The organism is Agromyces sp. H66 (genome assembly GCF_004959775.1).
GTDB lineage: Bacteria > Actinomycetota > Actinomycetes > Actinomycetales > Microbacteriaceae > Agromyces.
Window position 1 is genome coordinate 180,239 of record NZ_SJZG01000006.1, and the last position, 16,010, is coordinate 196,248.

General features: G+C 72.9%; 15 protein-coding genes and 1 riboswitch. Of the genes, 8 read left to right on the forward strand and 7 right to left on the reverse strand.

Annotation, left to right across the window (positions count from 1 at the left end; genetic code table 11):
- Window positions 1–6: 6 nt before the first annotated feature.
- Entirely contained in the window at window positions 7–1,158 is a 1,152-nt protein-coding gene (nagA, locus tag EZM51_RS12380; protein WP_136708632.1) for an N-acetylglucosamine-6-phosphate deacetylase, read from the reverse strand.
- A gap of 90 nt (window positions 1,159–1,248) precedes the next feature.
- On the reverse strand, window positions 1,249–2,790 hold the full coding sequence (locus EZM51_RS12385) for a family 20 glycosylhydrolase (protein ID WP_136708563.1): 1,542 nt from the start codon (window positions 2,788–2,790) through the stop codon (window positions 1,249–1,251).
- Between the two features lie 55 nt (window positions 2,791–2,845).
- A riboswitch (ZMP/ZTP riboswitch) is annotated at window positions 2,846–2,926 on the forward strand.
- A 119-nt stretch (window positions 2,927–3,045) separates the two neighbouring features.
- On the opposite strand from EZM51_RS12385, the gene glyA reads away from it, so the two are divergent.
- A complete protein-coding gene (gene glyA / locus EZM51_RS12390; RefSeq protein ID WP_136708633.1) occupies window positions 3,046–4,305 on the forward strand; it encodes a serine hydroxymethyltransferase in 1,260 nt (419 codons plus the stop codon).
- A 187-nt stretch (window positions 4,306–4,492) separates the two neighbouring features.
- The gene (locus EZM51_RS12395; RefSeq protein WP_136708564.1) at window positions 4,493–5,380 is read left to right on the forward strand and encodes a bifunctional methylenetetrahydrofolate dehydrogenase/methenyltetrahydrofolate cyclohydrolase; all 888 of its coding nucleotides are present in this window, start codon (window positions 4,493–4,495) and stop codon (window positions 5,378–5,380) included.
- A gap of 58 nt (window positions 5,381–5,438) precedes the next feature.
- Here EZM51_RS12395 and EZM51_RS12400 read toward each other — a convergent pair whose 3' ends face one another.
- The 3 genes from EZM51_RS12400 to EZM51_RS12410 all read right to left on the reverse strand — a co-directional run bounded on the left by EZM51_RS12400 (window position 5,439) and on the right by EZM51_RS12410 (window position 7,280).
- Window positions 5,439–6,248: a helix-turn-helix domain-containing protein gene (locus tag EZM51_RS12400; protein ID WP_169053895.1), complete on the reverse strand. Its 810-nt coding sequence runs from the start codon at window positions 6,246–6,248 to the stop codon at window positions 5,439–5,441.
- Window positions 6,245–6,736, reverse strand: coding sequence for a GyrI-like domain-containing protein (locus tag EZM51_RS12405; protein ID WP_136708566.1), 492 nt, complete (start codon window positions 6,734–6,736; stop codon window positions 6,245–6,247). The genes EZM51_RS12400 and EZM51_RS12405 overlap by 4 nt, the downstream gene beginning before the upstream one ends.
- A 103-nt stretch (window positions 6,737–6,839) precedes the next feature.
- Window positions 6,840–7,280: a MarR family transcriptional regulator gene (locus EZM51_RS12410; RefSeq protein ID WP_169053896.1), complete on the reverse strand. Its 441-nt coding sequence runs from the start codon at window positions 7,278–7,280 to the stop codon at window positions 6,840–6,842.
- Between the two features lie 185 nt (window positions 7,281–7,465).
- On the opposite strand from EZM51_RS12410, the gene EZM51_RS12415 reads away from it, so the two are divergent.
- The 4 genes from EZM51_RS12415 (at window position 7,466) to EZM51_RS12430 (ending at window position 13,005) form a co-directional block, all read left to right on the forward strand.
- Window positions 7,466–9,274 (forward strand): tannase/feruloyl esterase family alpha/beta hydrolase, encoded by a 1,809-nt coding sequence (locus tag EZM51_RS12415; RefSeq protein ID WP_211195899.1) that lies wholly within the window; start codon window positions 7,466–7,468, stop codon window positions 9,272–9,274.
- Window positions 9,275–9,422: 148 nt separating this feature from the next.
- Window positions 9,423–10,727 (forward strand): acylneuraminate cytidylyltransferase, encoded by a 1,305-nt coding sequence (locus EZM51_RS12420; protein WP_136708568.1) that lies wholly within the window; start codon window positions 9,423–9,425, stop codon window positions 10,725–10,727.
- An 11-nt stretch (window positions 10,728–10,738) separates the two neighbouring features.
- Window positions 10,739–11,611, forward strand: a complete 873-nt coding sequence (locus EZM51_RS12425; protein ID WP_136708569.1) for an N-acetylneuraminate synthase family protein — start codon at window positions 10,739–10,741, stop codon at window positions 11,609–11,611.
- The gene (locus tag EZM51_RS12430; RefSeq protein ID WP_136708570.1) at window positions 11,608–13,005 is read left to right on the forward strand and encodes a DUF6716 putative glycosyltransferase; all 1,398 of its coding nucleotides are present in this window, start codon (window positions 11,608–11,610) and stop codon (window positions 13,003–13,005) included. Before EZM51_RS12425 ends, EZM51_RS12430 begins: the two co-directional genes overlap by 4 nt.
- Here the strand turns inward: EZM51_RS12430 and EZM51_RS12435 are convergent.
- Window positions 12,944–13,480: a gamma carbonic anhydrase family protein gene (locus EZM51_RS12435; protein WP_136708571.1), complete on the reverse strand. Its 537-nt coding sequence runs from the start codon at window positions 13,478–13,480 to the stop codon at window positions 12,944–12,946. The genes EZM51_RS12430 and EZM51_RS12435 overlap by 62 nt on opposite strands.
- A 10-nt stretch (window positions 13,481–13,490) precedes the next feature.
- Window positions 13,491–14,831: an APC family permease gene (locus EZM51_RS12440; protein WP_211195900.1), complete on the reverse strand. Its 1,341-nt coding sequence runs from the start codon at window positions 14,829–14,831 to the stop codon at window positions 13,491–13,493.
- Window positions 14,832–14,913: 82 nt separating this feature from the next.
- Here EZM51_RS12440 and EZM51_RS12445 point away from each other — a divergent pair, with 82 nt between their 5' ends.
- Entirely contained in the window at window positions 14,914–15,423 is a 510-nt protein-coding gene (locus EZM51_RS12445) for a YbaK/EbsC family protein (RefSeq protein WP_136708572.1), read from the forward strand.
- Window positions 15,420–15,983, forward strand: a complete 564-nt coding sequence (locus EZM51_RS12450) for a GNAT family N-acetyltransferase (protein WP_136708573.1) — start codon at window positions 15,420–15,422, stop codon at window positions 15,981–15,983. The genes EZM51_RS12445 and EZM51_RS12450 overlap by 4 nt, the downstream gene beginning before the upstream one ends.
- The last annotated feature ends 27 nt before the right edge of the window (window positions 15,984–16,010 follow it).

Here is a 16,010-nt window from a genome sequence, read left to right on the forward strand (position 1 = left end):
GCCCCCTCAGGCGAGCCGCGTGCCCGCGCCCCACACCGCCTCGACGGCGAGGTCGTCGCCGAGGAGCACGGCATCGGCGGCGTAGCCGACCTCGAGTCGCCCGAGGTCCGACGCGCGCCCGATCGCCGCAGCGGGCGTCTCGGTGAGTGCGCCCACGGCCTCCGCGAGCGGGATCCCGCTGTCGACGACGGCCCGGCGCAGCGCCTCGTCCAGCGTGAGCGTGGAGCCCGCGATCGCACCGCCCTCGAGGAGTCGCGCGACGCCGTCGGCGACGATGACCTCGAGCGAGCCGAGGAGGTACTCGCCGTCGGCGGCGCCCGCCGCCGCCATCGCGTCGGTGATGAGCGCGACGCGTCCGGGCGCACCCGAGAACGCGAGCTTCACGACGTCGGGGTGCACGTGCACCCCGTCGTTGATGATCTCGAGCGTGACGTGGTCGGCGTGCATCGCCGCGATGACCGGCCCAGGTGCTCGGTGGTGGATGCCGCGCATGCCGTTGAACGCGTGCGTGAGGATCGATGCACCCGCGTCGAACGCGGCCAGTGCCGTGTCGAAGTCGGCGCCCGTGTGGCCGACGGCGACGGCGACGCCCGCGTCGGTGAACCGGGTGATCGCGTCGAGCGCCCCGGGGTGCTCGGGCGCGATGGTGATCTGGCGGAGGCATCCGTTCGCCGCCTCGAGCAGCCGCTCGACGGATGCCGCGTCGGCGTCGCGCAGTTGCGCGGGGTCGTGCGCGCCGCGGAACTCGTGGTCGAGGAACGGCCCCTCCAGGTGCGCGCCGAGTAGGCGCGGGTCGGATGCCGCGACCCGGTCGATCGCCGCGAGCCGACCCTCGAGCGCCCCCACGGGCGCCGTCACGAGCGAGAGCACCGAACGCGTGGTGCCGTGCGCGTTGTGCACCGCGAGGATGCGCGCGATGGCCTCCGCGCCCTCCTCGGCTGCGGCGCCCCCTCCGCCGTGGCAGTGCACGTCGATGAATCCCGGCACGAGGTGGCGGCCCGCGGCATCCGTCGTCTCGTCGCCCGGTGCGAGGCCGTCGCGCCACGTGTCGCCGATGCCGCGGGCGGCGACGACGTCGCCCTCGAAGCGCACCCACGCATCGGTGACGGTGTCGCGGCCGCTGACGACGCGTGCGGAGTGGATGACGGTCGCGGGAATGCTCACCCGGCCACCATAACGCCGCCGGCCGGCGAACCCCGGCCGGGCGGATGCCGCGGCGCACGTGCCGCGCACCGGCGAAGGCCGCGATCACGCGCGCCAGGGCACTCCGCGCAGGCGGTGGACCTCGGCCCCGAGCGCGTCGAGGTGCCGCCCGAGCGCCGCGACGCGATCGACGAACCCGTCGACGTCGCGAGGGCCGGCGGGCGACCACCCGACCTCGGCGATCGCTGCGACGCGCGGGAACAGCATGAACTCCACCTCCGACATCGCGGTGATCGTCTCGGTCCACACGGGCGCCACCACGCCGAGCACCTCCCGCTCGCCGACCCCGGGCACGATCGAGGCGGGATCCCAGAGGTAGGCCTCCTCGAGGGTCGTCGGCCCCTTCGCCCATCCCTGCCCGAGTCGGCGGCCGAGCGGCCCCGGGGGGTCGTCGGCATAGCGCATGTCGAGGTACGCGACATCCGCCGGTGACATGATGACGCGCCCGCCCTGCTCGACGAATGAGCGAGTCAGTGCCGCCGCGTCGGCCTCGGGCTCGACGAAGCTCCAGTACTGGCCGACGGTGCCCGGGGGCAGTTCGGTCGAGGCGCCCATCTCGTGCCAGCCGATGACCGTCTTGCCGGTCGCCGCCCCGGCGGCGGCGATGCGTCGCACGAGGTCGAGGTAGTCCTCGGCACTCGTCGCGAGCGATTCGTCGCCGCCGAGGTGCAGCCACGGTCCGGGCGTGAGCTCGGCGACCTCGCGCGTGACGTCGGCGAGGAACCGGTCGGTGGCCTCGGCGCGCTCGGGCGAGGCGCAGAGCGACGAGAATCCGACCTCGACACCCTCGTACGGCGCAGGTGCCACGCCGTCGCAGGTGAGCTCGGGGTAGGCGCTGAGCGCCGCGTTGGTGTGCCCCGGCAGGTCGATCTCGGGCACGATCGTGACGAACCGCTCGGCGGCGTGGGCGACGATGCGCCGGTAGTCGTCCTTCGTGTAGAAGCCGCCGCCGGCACCGCCCACCGAGGTCGAGGCGCCGATCCGGGTGAGCGCGGGCCAGGACTCGATCTCGAGACGCCAGCCCTGGTCGTCGGTGAGGTGCAGGTGCAGCACGTTGAGCTTCAGCAGTGCGATGCGGTCGATGAGGTCGAGCACGTCCTCGACGGGGAAGACGTGCCGCGCCACGTCGAGCATCACGCCGCGGTAGGCGAAGCGCGGAGCGTCGGCGATGGATGTCGCGGGCACGGTCCAGCCGTGCGTGGGCGCGCTCGCGGCATCCGCCCGCTCGATCTCGGCGGGCAGAAGCTGCCGCAGCGACTGCGTGCCCCGGAACAGCCCCTCGGCCGTGTCGGCGGCGACCCGCACGCCGCCGTCGCCGGCCTCGAGCGCGTATCCCTCGGCCGCGCCGGCCGGTGCCTCGCCGTCGGCGACCACGAAGGCGAGGTCGGATGCCGCGGGCTCGCCGTCGACGACCGGCAGCTCGAAGCCCGTGGCCGCTCGAACGCGCGCGGCGAACGTCTCGGCGACGGCGGCGGCGCCGGGGCCGCGCGCGACGATGCGCGATTCCTCGGCGAGGCGGAACGGCGTGGCGTCGTCGTGGGATTCGACGACCGCGGGAGCGGGGACGATGCGGCCGGGCACGAACATGGTCGGGGGTCCATCCTGCCATGCGCGGTGAGTTCGCGGCATCCATTGCTATGCTTGCGAGCGTCGCGACTGGCGTTGAGATGGTCACCATCGGGGAGCGACTGGCACGGACCGACCGTACGCCTGGGCCGGTACGCATGTCTCTGCGCGAGTCGCAGCAGGCAGCACCCAGGTCCCTGAGCCTGTCGAAGGGCAGGTCCGCATGTCATGAAGGAGCCAGTCTTGGCCGAAACCGTCATTTCCCAGCACTCGGTGATGAACCAGCCGCTGTCCGAGGTCGATCCCGAGATCGCCGAGGTGCTCGAGCTCGAGCTCGGACGCCAGCGCGACTACCTCGAGATGATCGCGAGCGAGAACTTCGTGCCCGTCTCGGTGCTGCAGTCCCAGGGCTCCGTGCTCACGAACAAGTACGCCGAGGGCTACCCCGGGCGGCGCTACTACGGCGGCTGCGAGTACGTCGACATCGCCGAGAACCTCGCGATCGAGCGGGCCAAGTCGCTGTTCGGCGCCGCGTACGCGAATGTGCAGCCGCACTCGGGCGCCACCGCGAACGCCGCCGTGCTCAGCGCGATCGCGACGCCGGGCGACACCATCCTCGGCCTCGAGCTCGCGCACGGCGGCCACCTCACGCACGGCATGAAGCTGAACTTCTCGGGCAAGCTGTACAACGCCGTCTCCTACGGCGTCGATCCCGAGACGTTCCTCGTCGACATGGACGTCGTGCGCGACAAGGCCCGCGAGCACAAGCCGCAGGTCATCATCGCCGGCTGGTCGGCGTACCCGCGCCACCTCGACTTCGCCGCGTTCCGCGAGATCGCCGACGAGGTGGGCGCACAGCTCTGGGTCGACATGGCGCACTTCGCGGGCCTCGTGGCCGCAGGTCTCCACCCGTCGCCCGTGCCCTACGCCGACGTCGTCTCGTCGACCGTGCACAAGACGATCGGTGGTCCGCGCTCGGGCTTCATCCTCTCGCGCGACACCGAGCTCGCGAAGAAGCTCAACTCGAACGTGTTCCCCGGCCAGCAGGGCGGCCCGCTCATGCACGTCATCGCGGCGAAGGCCACGGCGTTCAAGATCGCGGCATCCGACGAGTTCAAGGACCGCCAGGAGCGCACGCTCCGCGGCGCACGCATCCTCGCCGAGCGCCTGCACGCCGACGACTCGCGCGCCGCGGGCGTCGACGTGCTCACGGGCGGCACCGACGTGCACCTCGTGCTCGCCGACCTCCGCAACTCGAAGATCGACGGCCAGCAGGCCGAGGACCTGCTGCACGAGGCGCTCATCACGGTGAACCGCAACGCCGTGCCGTTCGACCCGCGCCCGCCGATGGTCACGTCGGGCCTGCGCATCGGCACGCCGGCGCTCGCGACCCGCGGCTTCGGCGACGCGGAGTTCACCGAGGTCGCCGACATCATCGCCCTCGCGCTCAAGGGCGAGGCGGATGTCCCGACGCTGCGTTCGCGCGTCGAGGCCCTCACGGCGGCGTTCCCGCTGTACCCCGGCCTGCAGCAGTAGCCGCGCACCCTCCCACCACCGTTCGGAATTCAGGAGCGCGGCAGTCGGAATTCAGGAGCGCGGCCGCCGGATTCACGCCGCACCGACCGAATCGCCGGTGCGACCGCGCATCCGCGCTCCATGCTCCTGAATTCCGAACACCCGGATCCTGAATTCCGAACATCAGACTCGGCACCTGGAGGAGACCATGACCGCCATCACGCTCGACGGCGTCGCGACGGCCGCCGCCGTGAAGCAGGAGCTCGCCTCCCGCATCACCGCCCTGCGCTCCCACGGCATCGTGCCGGGGCTCGGCACGCTGCTCGTCGGCGACGATCCGGGGTCGCACTCGTACGTCGCCGGCAAGCACCGCGACTGCGCCGAGGTGGGCATCGAGTCCATCCGCGTCGACCTCCCCGCGTCGGCGTCGACGGCCGACGTGCGCGCGGCCATCCGCGACCTCAACTCCGCCCGCGAGGTCACCGGATACATCGTGCAGCTCCCGCTGCCCGCCGGTCACGACGAGAACGCCATGCTCGAGCTCATCGACCCCGACAAGGACGCCGACGGCCTGCACCCGACGAACCTCGGCAGGCTCGTGCTCGGCATCGAGGGCGAGCTGCACTCGCCGCTGCCGTGCACGCCCGCCGGCATCGTCGAGATGCTGCGCCGGTACGACGTGCCCATCCGCGGGCGGCATGTGACCGTCATCGGCCGCGGGCTCACGGTGGGCCGACCGCTCGGCCTGCTCTTCACCCGCAAGGGCCTGGATGCCACGGTGACGCTCACGCACTCGCGCACCGTGGACCTCGCCGAGGAGGTGCGCCGCGCCGACATCGTCGTGGCCGCAGTCGGCGTGCCGCACCTCGTGAAGGCCGACTGGATCAGGCCCGGCGCCGCCGTGCTCGACGTGGGCATCACGCGCGTGCAGGACGAGGAGACGGGCAAGGGCCGGCTGACGGGCGATGTGGACCCTGCCGTGGCCGAGGTCGCCGGGCACCTCTCGCCGAACCCCGGCGGCGTCGGCCCGATGACCCGCGCGATGCTGCTCGCCAACGTCGTGAAGGCGGCGGAACTGCGCCTGCAGCACCGGTAGTCGACGGGTCGCCCCGTCGCACCGAGCCCGGGCCAGGGTCTCGGTGCGACGAGCCGCGTCAGTCCTGGGGCGCGACGTAGCGTTGCGCGACCTGGCATCGGAACGGTTCGCCGTCGAGGTAGATCTCGCGTGGCGAACCGGACGGCCGACGAGCGCCGTGCGCGGCGGCCTCGCGGACCGCATCGAACGCGCGCAGGATCGTGGGGAACTGCACGTCGCCGTACGCCACCTCGACGAACAGCTCCGACCCTGCCGGCTCGACGCCGTCGGCGTCCGATTCGCTTCGGACGGGCACGCGCACCTCGATCGGCCCGTCCGACTCCCAGCTCACCTCGCCGTGGTAGACGACGACGAGGGGGCGCGATCGGTCGATCCCCGTGCCGGCCCGCTGTGCGAGCCCGGCTGTGATCCGCTCGATGTGAGAGGGCAGGTCCGCGGCCGTGGTGCGAGCCGTGCGGGAGACGAACGCCTGGGCCGGAACCTCGCGACTCGACACCGTCGGCCCGTCGTCGATCGGCGAGGGCCGCTCGTCGTGGAGACCACCCGCGAGGCTGTCGAGCAGCGCCACCGCGCGCTCGTGTGCACGGACCGTCTGGGTCCGGTACCCGTCGAGGAGCTCGCGCCGCTCTTCCGGCGTGGCGTCGAGGACCGCGCCGATGCGTTCCAGCGGCATCCCGACGCGGCGCAGCAACGCGATCGTGCGAGCACGCTCCGCCTGCGCCGGTCGGTAGTAGCGGTATCCCGTGTACTCGTCGACGGCGTCGGGCACCAGCAGCCCCCGTCGCTCGTACAGGCGCAGCGCCTTCGCGGACAGCCACGTGACGCGACTGAACTCGCCGATCGACAGCCTCGCGCTGGTCTCGCTCACCTCAGCAAGTATGCGACCTCAACGGCCCACTTGCGACGATCCGCCTCGGTCTGCGGGTCGGTGAGGAACTGCTCCGTGCGTGCGTGCCAGTGGATGCCGTCGGCACGTTCGTCGATCGCGAGGTCCAGGCCCTGCACACCCGCCCATTCCCACATCTCCTGGTGGATCCGGGCGAGGACGTCCGGACCGCCCTCGGGTCGGGCGATCAGGTAGCGGCCGGCCGGGATCATGCCGGTCGCGAACCCGTCACCGATCTCGATGCACGTCGGCACCGGAACCGACACGGTGATGTCCATCGGGTCCGCGGCGGTCCGCAGGCGATGGTACTGGTAGATCGGCCCGCCCGACGGGATGCCTCCCGCAGCAGCCAGCGCCCCGTAGATCCGCGGGACGTGCGCGTTCACCCGATCCCAGTGAGCGAGCTCGGCCGTCATGGGAACGCCGACCCACGGGCGCTCGGGCCTCTGCTCGACCGTGAATGTGGTCATCGTGCTCTTCCTTCCGGTCGCCACCCGCACCTCGGATGGGCCGCGACCAGCACACGCCTTGCCCCAGGGACAAGGTCAACTCGTGCCGTCGCGAGCGGCGCGGTCAGCGCTCGTCGGGGAAGGCGAGCCGCCGGAGCATCCGGATCGCCTCGGTGCGCGCGGATGCGGTCGGCAGTGGGAAGGCGTCCTGCTGAGCCGTGCGCGTGGCGGCCACCGCCTGCCGGAACAGCTCGTGGCCCGCCGGCGTCGCGACCACGGCCTTCATCCTGCGGTCGTCGCGGGCCACGACCCGTGAAACGAGACCTCGACCCTCCAGGTCGTCGACGATCGCGACGACGCGGCTGGGGTCGAGCCGGAGGAATTCCGAGATGCCACGCTGCGTGATGCCATCGTGCTCGGCCGCGAGGCTCAGCGTCGCGAATGCCCGCACGGTCAAGCCGAGCGGTCGAAGCGCGTCGTTCCCCGCCGCGACGGCGACGGCGCTCGCCCGGGCGAGGAGGAAGCCCAAGTCGTCGAGCAGCACGTGCCCGGCCTCGTCCGCCACCCTCGGATCCCTTCGGCTGCCCAACGGCACCACGGTAGCACCGCACCGGCCCTGGCCGACCGGGCACGCGCCGTGCAACTCAATGCGGACATCAACCATTGCAGGCTGCAATCGATGGGCCTACGCTGTGCGCGAGGGCGCAGCGTTGCGCTCCAGGGGAGGATCGACATGTCATCCATCAGGAAGTGCAGAGCCCGGCACTCGTCGCCATCGGCGCCGAGCGCGTGCAGATCCGTCCAACGCGCATGCGGACGCGATTGCGCTCGACGCAGCTGCACGCGCTCGGCGGGGAGGCGGCGATGATGCGCGGCACGCGAGCGGCCACCCTCGGCCTGGCCACCGCAGCCGCGGCCCTCATGGTCACCGGCGGTACCGCTGCCGCGGCCGCGGTGCCGGCCGCGCCGACGGCGATCCCGCAGCTCGCGCCCGCCGAGCCGGGCACCCTCGCGGAGTGCGAGTCGCTCATCGCCTTCGAGCACGGCAGCACCGTGATCACGGGCGCCGAACTCGTCGCCGCCGGCACGCTGTCGGGCGTCGAGGTCGGCGAGCACTGCCTCGTTCGCGGGCACATGAACGAACGCGTCAGCGACGTCGACGGACAGACGTATCGCATCGGATTCGAGATGCGCCTGCCCACCGACTGGAACGGGCGCTACCTCTACCAGGGCAACGGCGGGCTCGACGGCAACGTCGTCACCGCGCTCGGCCGTGCGGGAAGCGAGAGCGGACTGCAGCTCGGCTTCGCCGTGATCAGCTCGGATGCCGGCCACCCCGGCCATCTCGGGCCCACGTTCGGGATCGACCCGCAGGCACGCCTGGACTACGGATACCAGGCCGTCGGCACCTTGACGCCCATGGCCAAGGCGCTGATCGAGGCCGCATACGGCACGGGCCCCGATCGCTCGTACATGACCGGCGGATCCAACGGCGGACGGCACACCATGGTCGGTGCGGCGCGCTACGCCGACGAGTACGACGGGTTCCTCGCGGTGGCGCCCGGGTTCAACCTCCCGCAGGCCGCCGTCGCCCAGGTGTGGGGCGCGCAGCAGTGGGCCACCGTCGCCACCGACGCGGCCGACCTGAACACCGCCCTGACCCCTGCCGAACGGCAGGTGATCGCGAACGCCATCCTCGCCCGATGCGACGGGCTGGACCGGCTCGAAGACGGGCTCGTCCAGGACGGCGAGCGCTGCCAGAAGGCCTTCTCCATCGATCTCGACGTTCCGACCTGCGAGGCCGAGCGCGACGGGACCTGTCTCACCCCGCAGCAGAAGTCGGTCGTCGCCGACGTCTTCGCCGGAGCCCGCACGAGCGACGGCGAGGATATCTACAGCTCGTTCCCGTTCGATCCGGGGCTCGCCCAGCCCAACTGGGCGTTCTGGAAGTTCTTCGCCTCGAGGGTCCTGGATCCCGGCGCCATCGGATTCATCTTCGGCACGCCACCCGATCCGAGCATCCCCGCCTCGCCGCTCACCGCCGACATCGACGCGATCGCGCAGAGCATCACCGCCACGAGCGGCATCTACACCGAGAGCGGCATGGAGTTCATGACGCCTCCCGACCCCGCGAGGCTCGACACGTTGCGCGAGCGCGGCGGGAAGATGATCGTCGTGCACGGCGCATCCGACGGGGTGTTCTCGGTCGACGACACCGCGAGCTGGTACGACGAGCTCGACGCGAACCACCGCCAGAAGGCCGATGAGTTCGTGCGGTACTTCGAGGTGCCCGGCATGGGGCACGTGAGCGGCGGTCCCGCGACCGACCAGTACGCGGGGCTCACCGCGCTCGTCGACTGGGTCGAGTACGGAACGGCTCCCGATCGGATCGACGCCTGGGTGAACCCCGCCAACCCCGACGTTCCCGCCGACTGGGCCGACGACCTCAGCCGTCCGCTCTGCCCGTATCCCTCGGTGGCGCGGTACGTGTCGGGCGACCCCGACAGCGCCGACAGCTTCGCCTGCAAGCACAGCGGAGGCGGCATCGGGCGCGACTGAGTTCACGGCGTGATCCGTCCCGGTCCTCCTCGCGGGTGAGGAGGGCCGGGACGGTCGCCGCCCTGCGGCACCCGTCGTCGACCTGCCGGTCGGCTCGCGTTCACCGTTCGTGCACCGCGCGGCTTCCTGGCGCGCGTAGCTTCGCGCCATGGCCCGAATCGACCTCGCCGAGTCGCCGGCCGCCGTCGCCGCCGTCGAGCATGCGGGCACGCGAGCCGGCTGGGCGGATGCTGCGACCGGCGTCGCCACCGCGATCATCCCGGCGCGGGGCGGGTCGCAGGGCCTGCCCGGCAAGAACGTCGCCCGCGTCGGCGGCGTGCCGCTCATCACGCGTGCCGTCCGCGCCGCACTCACGGCGCGGCGGATCGGACGCGTCGTCGTCACGACCGACGACGAGGACATCGCCGAGGCGGCGCGCGCCGCCGGAGCCGAGATCGTCGAACGCCCGGCCGCGCTCGCCGGCGCCGCGGCGTCGAGCGAATCGGCGCTGCTGCACGCGCTGGATGCGGGTGGAGCGTCCGCGATCACCGTGTTCATCCAGGCGACGTCGCCGTTCATCGATCCAGCCGATCTCGACGCGGCCGTCGAACGCGTCGCGAACGGCGAGCGCGACGTCGTGTTCGCCGCGGCGCCGACGCATGTGTTCCTGTGGCGCGAGGTCGGCTCGACCGCGGTGGGCGTCAACCACGAGATGTCGCACCGGCTGCGACGGCAGGAACGCGCGCCCGAGTTCGCCGAGACGGGCGCGTTCTACGTGTTCGCCACCGACGGCTTCCGAGACGCCGGGCACCGATTCTTCGGGCGCGTGGGCGTGCAGCCGGTGCACCCCGACCATGCCATCGAGATCGACGACGCCGCGGACCTCGAGCGGGCGCGCACGCTCGCCGTGCGGATCGACCGCGACCTCGGCCCGCGGCATCCGCTGATCGACGTCGACGCGCTCGTCACCGACTTCGACGGCGTGCACACCGACGACACCGTCATGGTCGACCAGCTCGGCCGCGAATCGGTACGCGTGAGCCGCAGCGACGGCCACGGCGTCGCGCGGCTGCGCGCGGCGGGGCTCCCGGTGCTCATCCTCTCCGCCGAGGAGAACCCCGTGGTCGGGCGTCGCGCCGAGAAGCTCGGCGTCGAGTGCGCGCAGGGCGTCGCCGCGAAGGGCGAGGCACTGCGCGAGTGGGCGGCGGCCCGCGGCATCCGACTCGATCGCATCGCCTACCTCGGCAACGACCGCGGCGACGTGCCCGCGCTCGACCTCGTCGGCTGGCCCGTCGCGGTGCCGGATGCCGCGCCCGAGGCGCTCGAGGCGGCCCGGCACGTGCTGCAGAGCCCCGGCGGCCACGGCGCCGTGCGCGAGCTCGCCGACCTGATCCTCGCCGCCCGCGAGCACGCCAGCGAGCCCGGCGTCCGCCGTGCCGCCCCCGACCCCGCGCACCCGCGCGACCCAGAGTGAGGGAGCACTGCATGTCCGTACGCATCGGCCGATCGACCATCGGCCCCGAGGCACCCGTCTACGTCATCGGCGAGATCGGCCTGAACCACAACGGTGACGTCGAGATCGCGAAGCGCCTGATCGACGTGGCGGCGGAGTCGGGCGCGCAGGCCGTGAAGTTCCAGAAGCGCACGCCCGAGATCGCGACGCCCGAGCACATGCGCGACGTGCCCCGCGAGACGCCGTGGGGCACGATGAGCTACCTCGACTACCGCCGCCGGGTCGAGTTCGGCGAGCGCGAGTACCTCGAGATCGCGTCGTACTCGCTGCGGGCGGGCATCGACTGGTTCGCCTCGCCGTGGGATGTGCCGTCGGTCGAGTTCCTCGAGGGGCTCGGCGTCGTGGCGCACAAGGTCGCGTCGGCGTCGCTCACCGACCTCGAGCTGCTGGGCGCGCTCGCCGAGACGGGCAAGCCGGTCATCTGCTCCACGGGCATGTCGACGATCGAGGAGATCGACCGCGCGGTCGAGACGCTCGGCACCGAGCGCCTCGTGCTCATGCACGCCACGTCGAGCTACCCGATGCCGGCCGAGGAGGCCAACCTGCGCATGATCGACACGCTGCGCGGGCGGTACCCGGGCGTGCCGGTCGGCTACTCGGGCCACGAGCACGGCCTGCAGATCTCGCTCGCCGCGGTGGCGCTCGGCGCGGTCGCGGTCGAGCGGCACATCACGCTCGACCGGGCGATGTGGGGCAGCGACCAGGCGGCGTCGCTCGAGCCGCAGGGCTTCGCGCACCTCGTGCGCGACATCCGGATCATCGGCGACGCGATGGGCGACGGCGTGAAGCGCGTGTTCCCGGGCGAGGAGGCCCCGCGAGCGAAGCTCCGCCGGGTCGCCGCGTGACGCCGCCGTCGACCACGATGACGGATGCCGCGAGCCGACGCCTGCTCGTCGTCGCCGACTCCGACTCCTACGTGAAGTGGGGCGCGGCGCTCGCCTCCACGCTGCCCGCCACGTGGACGAGCCGGCTCGTGATCATCGCCTCGCCGGTGATGCCGAGCGGTCGTCAGCTCGCCGACGCGCTCGCCGGCACCCGGTTCACCGCGTCCGACGCGCGAGTGATCCACCTCGATGAGCTCGACGCGCTCGTCGACGACCTCGACCCGCACGCCGTGCTGCTCTCGCTCCGCGGGCCGTTCGTGCGCGTCGTGGCGCCCCGTCTCGAGGCCCGCGATCGCCGCCCCGCGCTCGTGAGCGGCTTTCCGGGGCTCACGATCCCCGCGGTGCCGAAGGCGGTCGTCTACCGCGAGCAGACCGATCTCGTGGTGCTGCACAGCCGCCACGAGGTGCGGGAGTTCCGAGCCATCGCCGCCGACCTCGACGTCGATCGCAGGTTCGGGCTCGCCACGCTGCCGTTCCTCGCGACGGATGCCGCGGGCGGGTCTCGAGACGGACTGCGGCCTCCTCGACCCTCGGAGGGCTCTCCTCGACCCTCGGAGGGCTCTCCTCGACCCTCGGAGGGCGACCGCTCCGACGTGGTCTTCGCCGCGCAGGCGAAGGTGCCTGCCGCGCGCGACGACCGCGTCCGCGTGCTCGAGGCGCTCGCCGCGCACGCGCGTCGGCACCCCGAGCGCCGCGTCGTGGTCAAGGTGCGCGCCAGGCGAGGCGAGGCGCAGACGCACGCCGAGGAGCACGACTACGCGGACCTCCTCGGCGACCTCGCCGAGCGGGTTCCGCCGAACCTGGTGGTCGAGGACGGCCCCATGGCCGAGAAGCTCGCGCGCGCGTCCGCACTCGTCACGGTGAGCTCGACGGCCGCGTTGGAGGCGGTGGCGCTCGGCATCCCGGCACTCCTCCTCGACGACTTCGGCGTGTCGCCGGCGATGATCAACACGGTGTTCGAGGGGTCGGGCCTGTTCGGCTCGACGGAGGACCTCGTCGAGGGCCGGTTCCGGCACGCGGATGCCGCGTGGCTGGCCGACAACTACTTCCACGGTCGCGGCGCCGACGACTGGATCGGGCGCCTGCACGCGCTCGCCGAGGCGCGCGAGATCGTGCCCCTGCCGCGACTCGACCGTCGCCACGACCTGGCGGGCGGCCCGCTTCGCGCCGCCTATGAACGACGGCGCATGCTCGGTGCGTACGATCGCAGCCTGCTCGGTGCGGCCGCGTGGGGCCTTGGGCTCGCGGCGCGCGGCGTGGTGCGCCGCGTGCGACGACTCCGTCGGCGGACCCTCAGTCGACGGGCGCCGTGTGCTCCTCGACGTGCTTCAGGTAGTGGCCCGCGTTGCGCTTGAGGCTGTCGCGCTCCTCGTCGGAGAGCTCGCGCCGCACCTTGCCCGGCACGCCGGCGACGAGCGAGCCCGGCGGCACGACCGTGCCCTCGAGCACGACCGCCCCCGCCGCGACCAGCGAGCCCTCGCCGATGACGGCGCCGTTCAGCACCCTGGCGCCCATGCCGATGAGGCAGTCGTCCTCGACCGTGCAGCCGTGCAGCACCGCGCCGTGCCCCACCGAGACGCCGCGCCCGACCGTGAGGGGGAAGCCCCGGTCGACGTGGCAGACGACCGCGTCCTGAAGGTTCGAGTCCTCGCCGAGCACGATGGGCTCCGCCTCGGCGCGGAGCACCGCGTTGTACCAGACGCTCGAACCCGGGGCGAGGCGCACGTTGCCGACGATGACGGCACCGGCAGCGACGAACGCGCGCTCGTCGCAGACCGGTGCGGGGATGCCCGCGAGGGTGATGATGCGGGCCGAGGGATCTGCACTCATGGCCGCCAGCCTATTGCGTCGCCGATCCGGGTCGCGCGCCCCGCCGGCGGCGCACCGCCGACGCGATGAGCCGGATGACCGCGCCGACGACGAAGACGGCGACACCACCCACGATCGACGGCAGCGGCAGGGTGACGACGAGCACGACGCATCCGATCGCCCCGAACCACGACAGCCAGCGCGGCACGAGCCGCTCGCCCGCCGGCTGCGTGAGCGCCGACGCGTTCGCGACGAGGTAGTAGAGCAGCACGCCGAACGACGAGAAGCCGATGGCACCGCGCAGGTCGGCGACGAGCACGAGCACGACGACCGCGGCGCCCACCGTGATCTCGGCGACGTGCGGCACCCCGAATCGCGGATGCACCGTGGCGAGCGGTCGCGGCAGCTCGCCGTCGCGCGCCATCGCGAGGCTCGTGCGGCCGACGCCCGCGATGAGCGCGAGCAACGACCCGAGCGCGGCGACGCCCGCCGCGACGCGCACGACGGGCTCGGCCCAGAGCCACCCGGCGACGCCGGCGACGTCGACGAGCGGTGCGGTGGAGGACGCGAGCGCGGCGGGTCCGAGCGACCCGAGCGCGGCCGTGCCCACCGCCGCGTACACGACGAGCACGATCGCGAACGCGACGCCGATCGCGCGCGGAATCGTGCGCGTCGGCTCGCGCACCTCCTCGCCGAGCGTCGCGATGCGCGCGTAGCCGGCGAAGGCGAAGAAGATCAGGGCGGCGGCCTGCAGCACGCCGTAGGCGCCTGCGATCGCCGCAGCCGGGGCGTCCGGCACCCCCCGAGGAGCGACGACGACCGCCGCATCGCCCGCACCCCATCCGCCGCCCGCGGTCGCTGCCACGCCCGCCGCGACCACCACGACGAGCACCGCGAGCACCGCCGACACGATCACCGACGCCACGCGCGCGGTGCGCGTGACGCCGAGCACGTTCACGCCGACGAGCACGACCACCGCGGCGACCGCGACCGGCTTCTGCCATGCGGGCGGCACGAGGTACGCCGCAGCGGTGATCGCCATCGCCGCGCAGCTCGCGGTCTTGCCGATCACGAACCCCCACCCGGCGAGGAAGCCCGGCCACGGGCCGAGCCGCTCGCGACCGTAGCGGTAGGCGCCGCCCGCCTCGGGGTGGCGCACCGCGAGCTGCGCCGTCGACCCGGCGTTCGCGACGGCGACGAGCGCGGCGATCGCGAGGCCCGCGAGCAGCCACGAACCCGCGGCCTGCGCGGCGGGCGCCCACACGGCGAACACGCCCGCGCCGATCATCGCGGCGAGCCCGATCGCGATGGCATCGCGGAGTCCGAGCCGTCGGGCGAGGCGGCCGTGCGCGGGCGAGGGGGGTGTGCTCACGACCGCACCCTACGACAGAACGGTGAACGAGGTGCGGCGACGGGGCGAGCGGATGCCCCGACCGCCGCCATAGGATCGATCCATGCCCCCCGAACAGACGTCCACCCCGTCGCATCCCGCGGTCGATCGCGTCGCCGACGCGCTCGCGCGACACGGACTCACCCCTGAGATCGTCTGGTTCGACGACGCCGTGACGACCGCGCAGCTCGCCGCCGACGCGCTCGGCATCGAGGTCGGCCAGATCGCCAACTCGCTCGTCTTCACGCTCGACGGCGAGCCGATCCTCGTGCTCACCTCCGGCGCCCACCGCGTCGACACCGACTGGCTCGGCGCCGAGCTCGGCGGAGTCATCGGCCGGGCGTCGAAGGACGTCGTGAAGGCTGCGACCGGGCAGGTCATCGGGGGCGTCGCGCCGGTGGGGCATCCGTCACCCGTGCGCACCTTCGTCGACACCGATCTCGCCCGGTACGACCAGGTGTGGGCCGCCGCCGGGCACGCGAAGACGGTGTTCGCGACCACGTTCGACGAACTGGTGCGCATCACGGGCGGCACGCCGCGGGCGGTCGAGCCGCGCGGCACGGTGTCCCCGTGACGTCGGCGACGGTGGCATGGCCGCGCAGCGCGGGCCCGCTCGAGCTCCGGCCGCCGACGCGCGACGACCTCGACCAGGTGCTCGTGTGGCGCAATCACCCCGAGGTCACGCGCTGGCTGCTGCGCACCACCGTCGACCCCGAGGCGTTCCGCACGGCGTGGCTCGACAGCGTCGACGACCCCGACCAGCACACCGCGGTGGCGCTGCTCGACGGCCTCGTCGTCGGCACCGGATCGCTGAGCGTACGCGACGGCATCGGCCAGTTCGACGGCGATGCCTGGCGACGGGCGGAGGGCGACCTCGGCTACCTCGTCGATCCCGCGCACGCCGGCAAGGGGTACGCGACCGACATCGCCCGGGCCATGCTCGACCTCGCCTTCACCGAGCTCGGCCTGCACCGGGTGACCGCCGGGTGCTTCGCCGACAACGTCGGCTCGTGGCGCGTCATGGAGAAGCTCGGGATGCGGCGGGAGCAGCACGGCGTGCGCGACTCCTGGCACGCCGAGCTCGGTTGGATCGACGGCTTCACCTACGGGATCCTCGCCGAGGAGTGGACCTGAACCCTGTTCGCCGAGTGTGAACGTCCG

Coding starts and splice junctions, on each gene's coding strand:
- EZM51_RS12385 (WP_136708563.1), bottom strand. CDS start 2,790: ATGTTCGTGCCCGGCCGCATCGTCCCCGCTCCCGCGGTCGTCGAATCC.
- glyA (WP_136708633.1), top strand. CDS start 3,046: ATGAACCAGCCGCTGTCCGAGGTCGATCCCGAGATCGCCGAGGTGCTC.
- EZM51_RS12395 (WP_136708564.1), top strand. CDS start 4,493: ATGACCGCCATCACGCTCGACGGCGTCGCGACGGCCGCCGCCGTGAAG.
- EZM51_RS12405 (WP_136708566.1), bottom strand. CDS start 6,736: ATGACCACATTCACGGTCGAGCAGAGGCCCGAGCGCCCGTGGGTCGGC.
- EZM51_RS12420 (WP_136708568.1), top strand. CDS start 9,423: ATGGCCCGAATCGACCTCGCCGAGTCGCCGGCCGCCGTCGCCGCCGTC.
- EZM51_RS12425 (WP_136708569.1), top strand. CDS start 10,739: ATGTCCGTACGCATCGGCCGATCGACCATCGGCCCCGAGGCACCCGTC.
- EZM51_RS12435 (WP_136708571.1), bottom strand. CDS start 13,480: ATGAGTGCAGATCCCTCGGCCCGCATCATCACCCTCGCGGGCATCCCC.
- EZM51_RS12445 (WP_136708572.1), top strand. CDS start 14,914: ATGCCCCCCGAACAGACGTCCACCCCGTCGCATCCCGCGGTCGATCGC.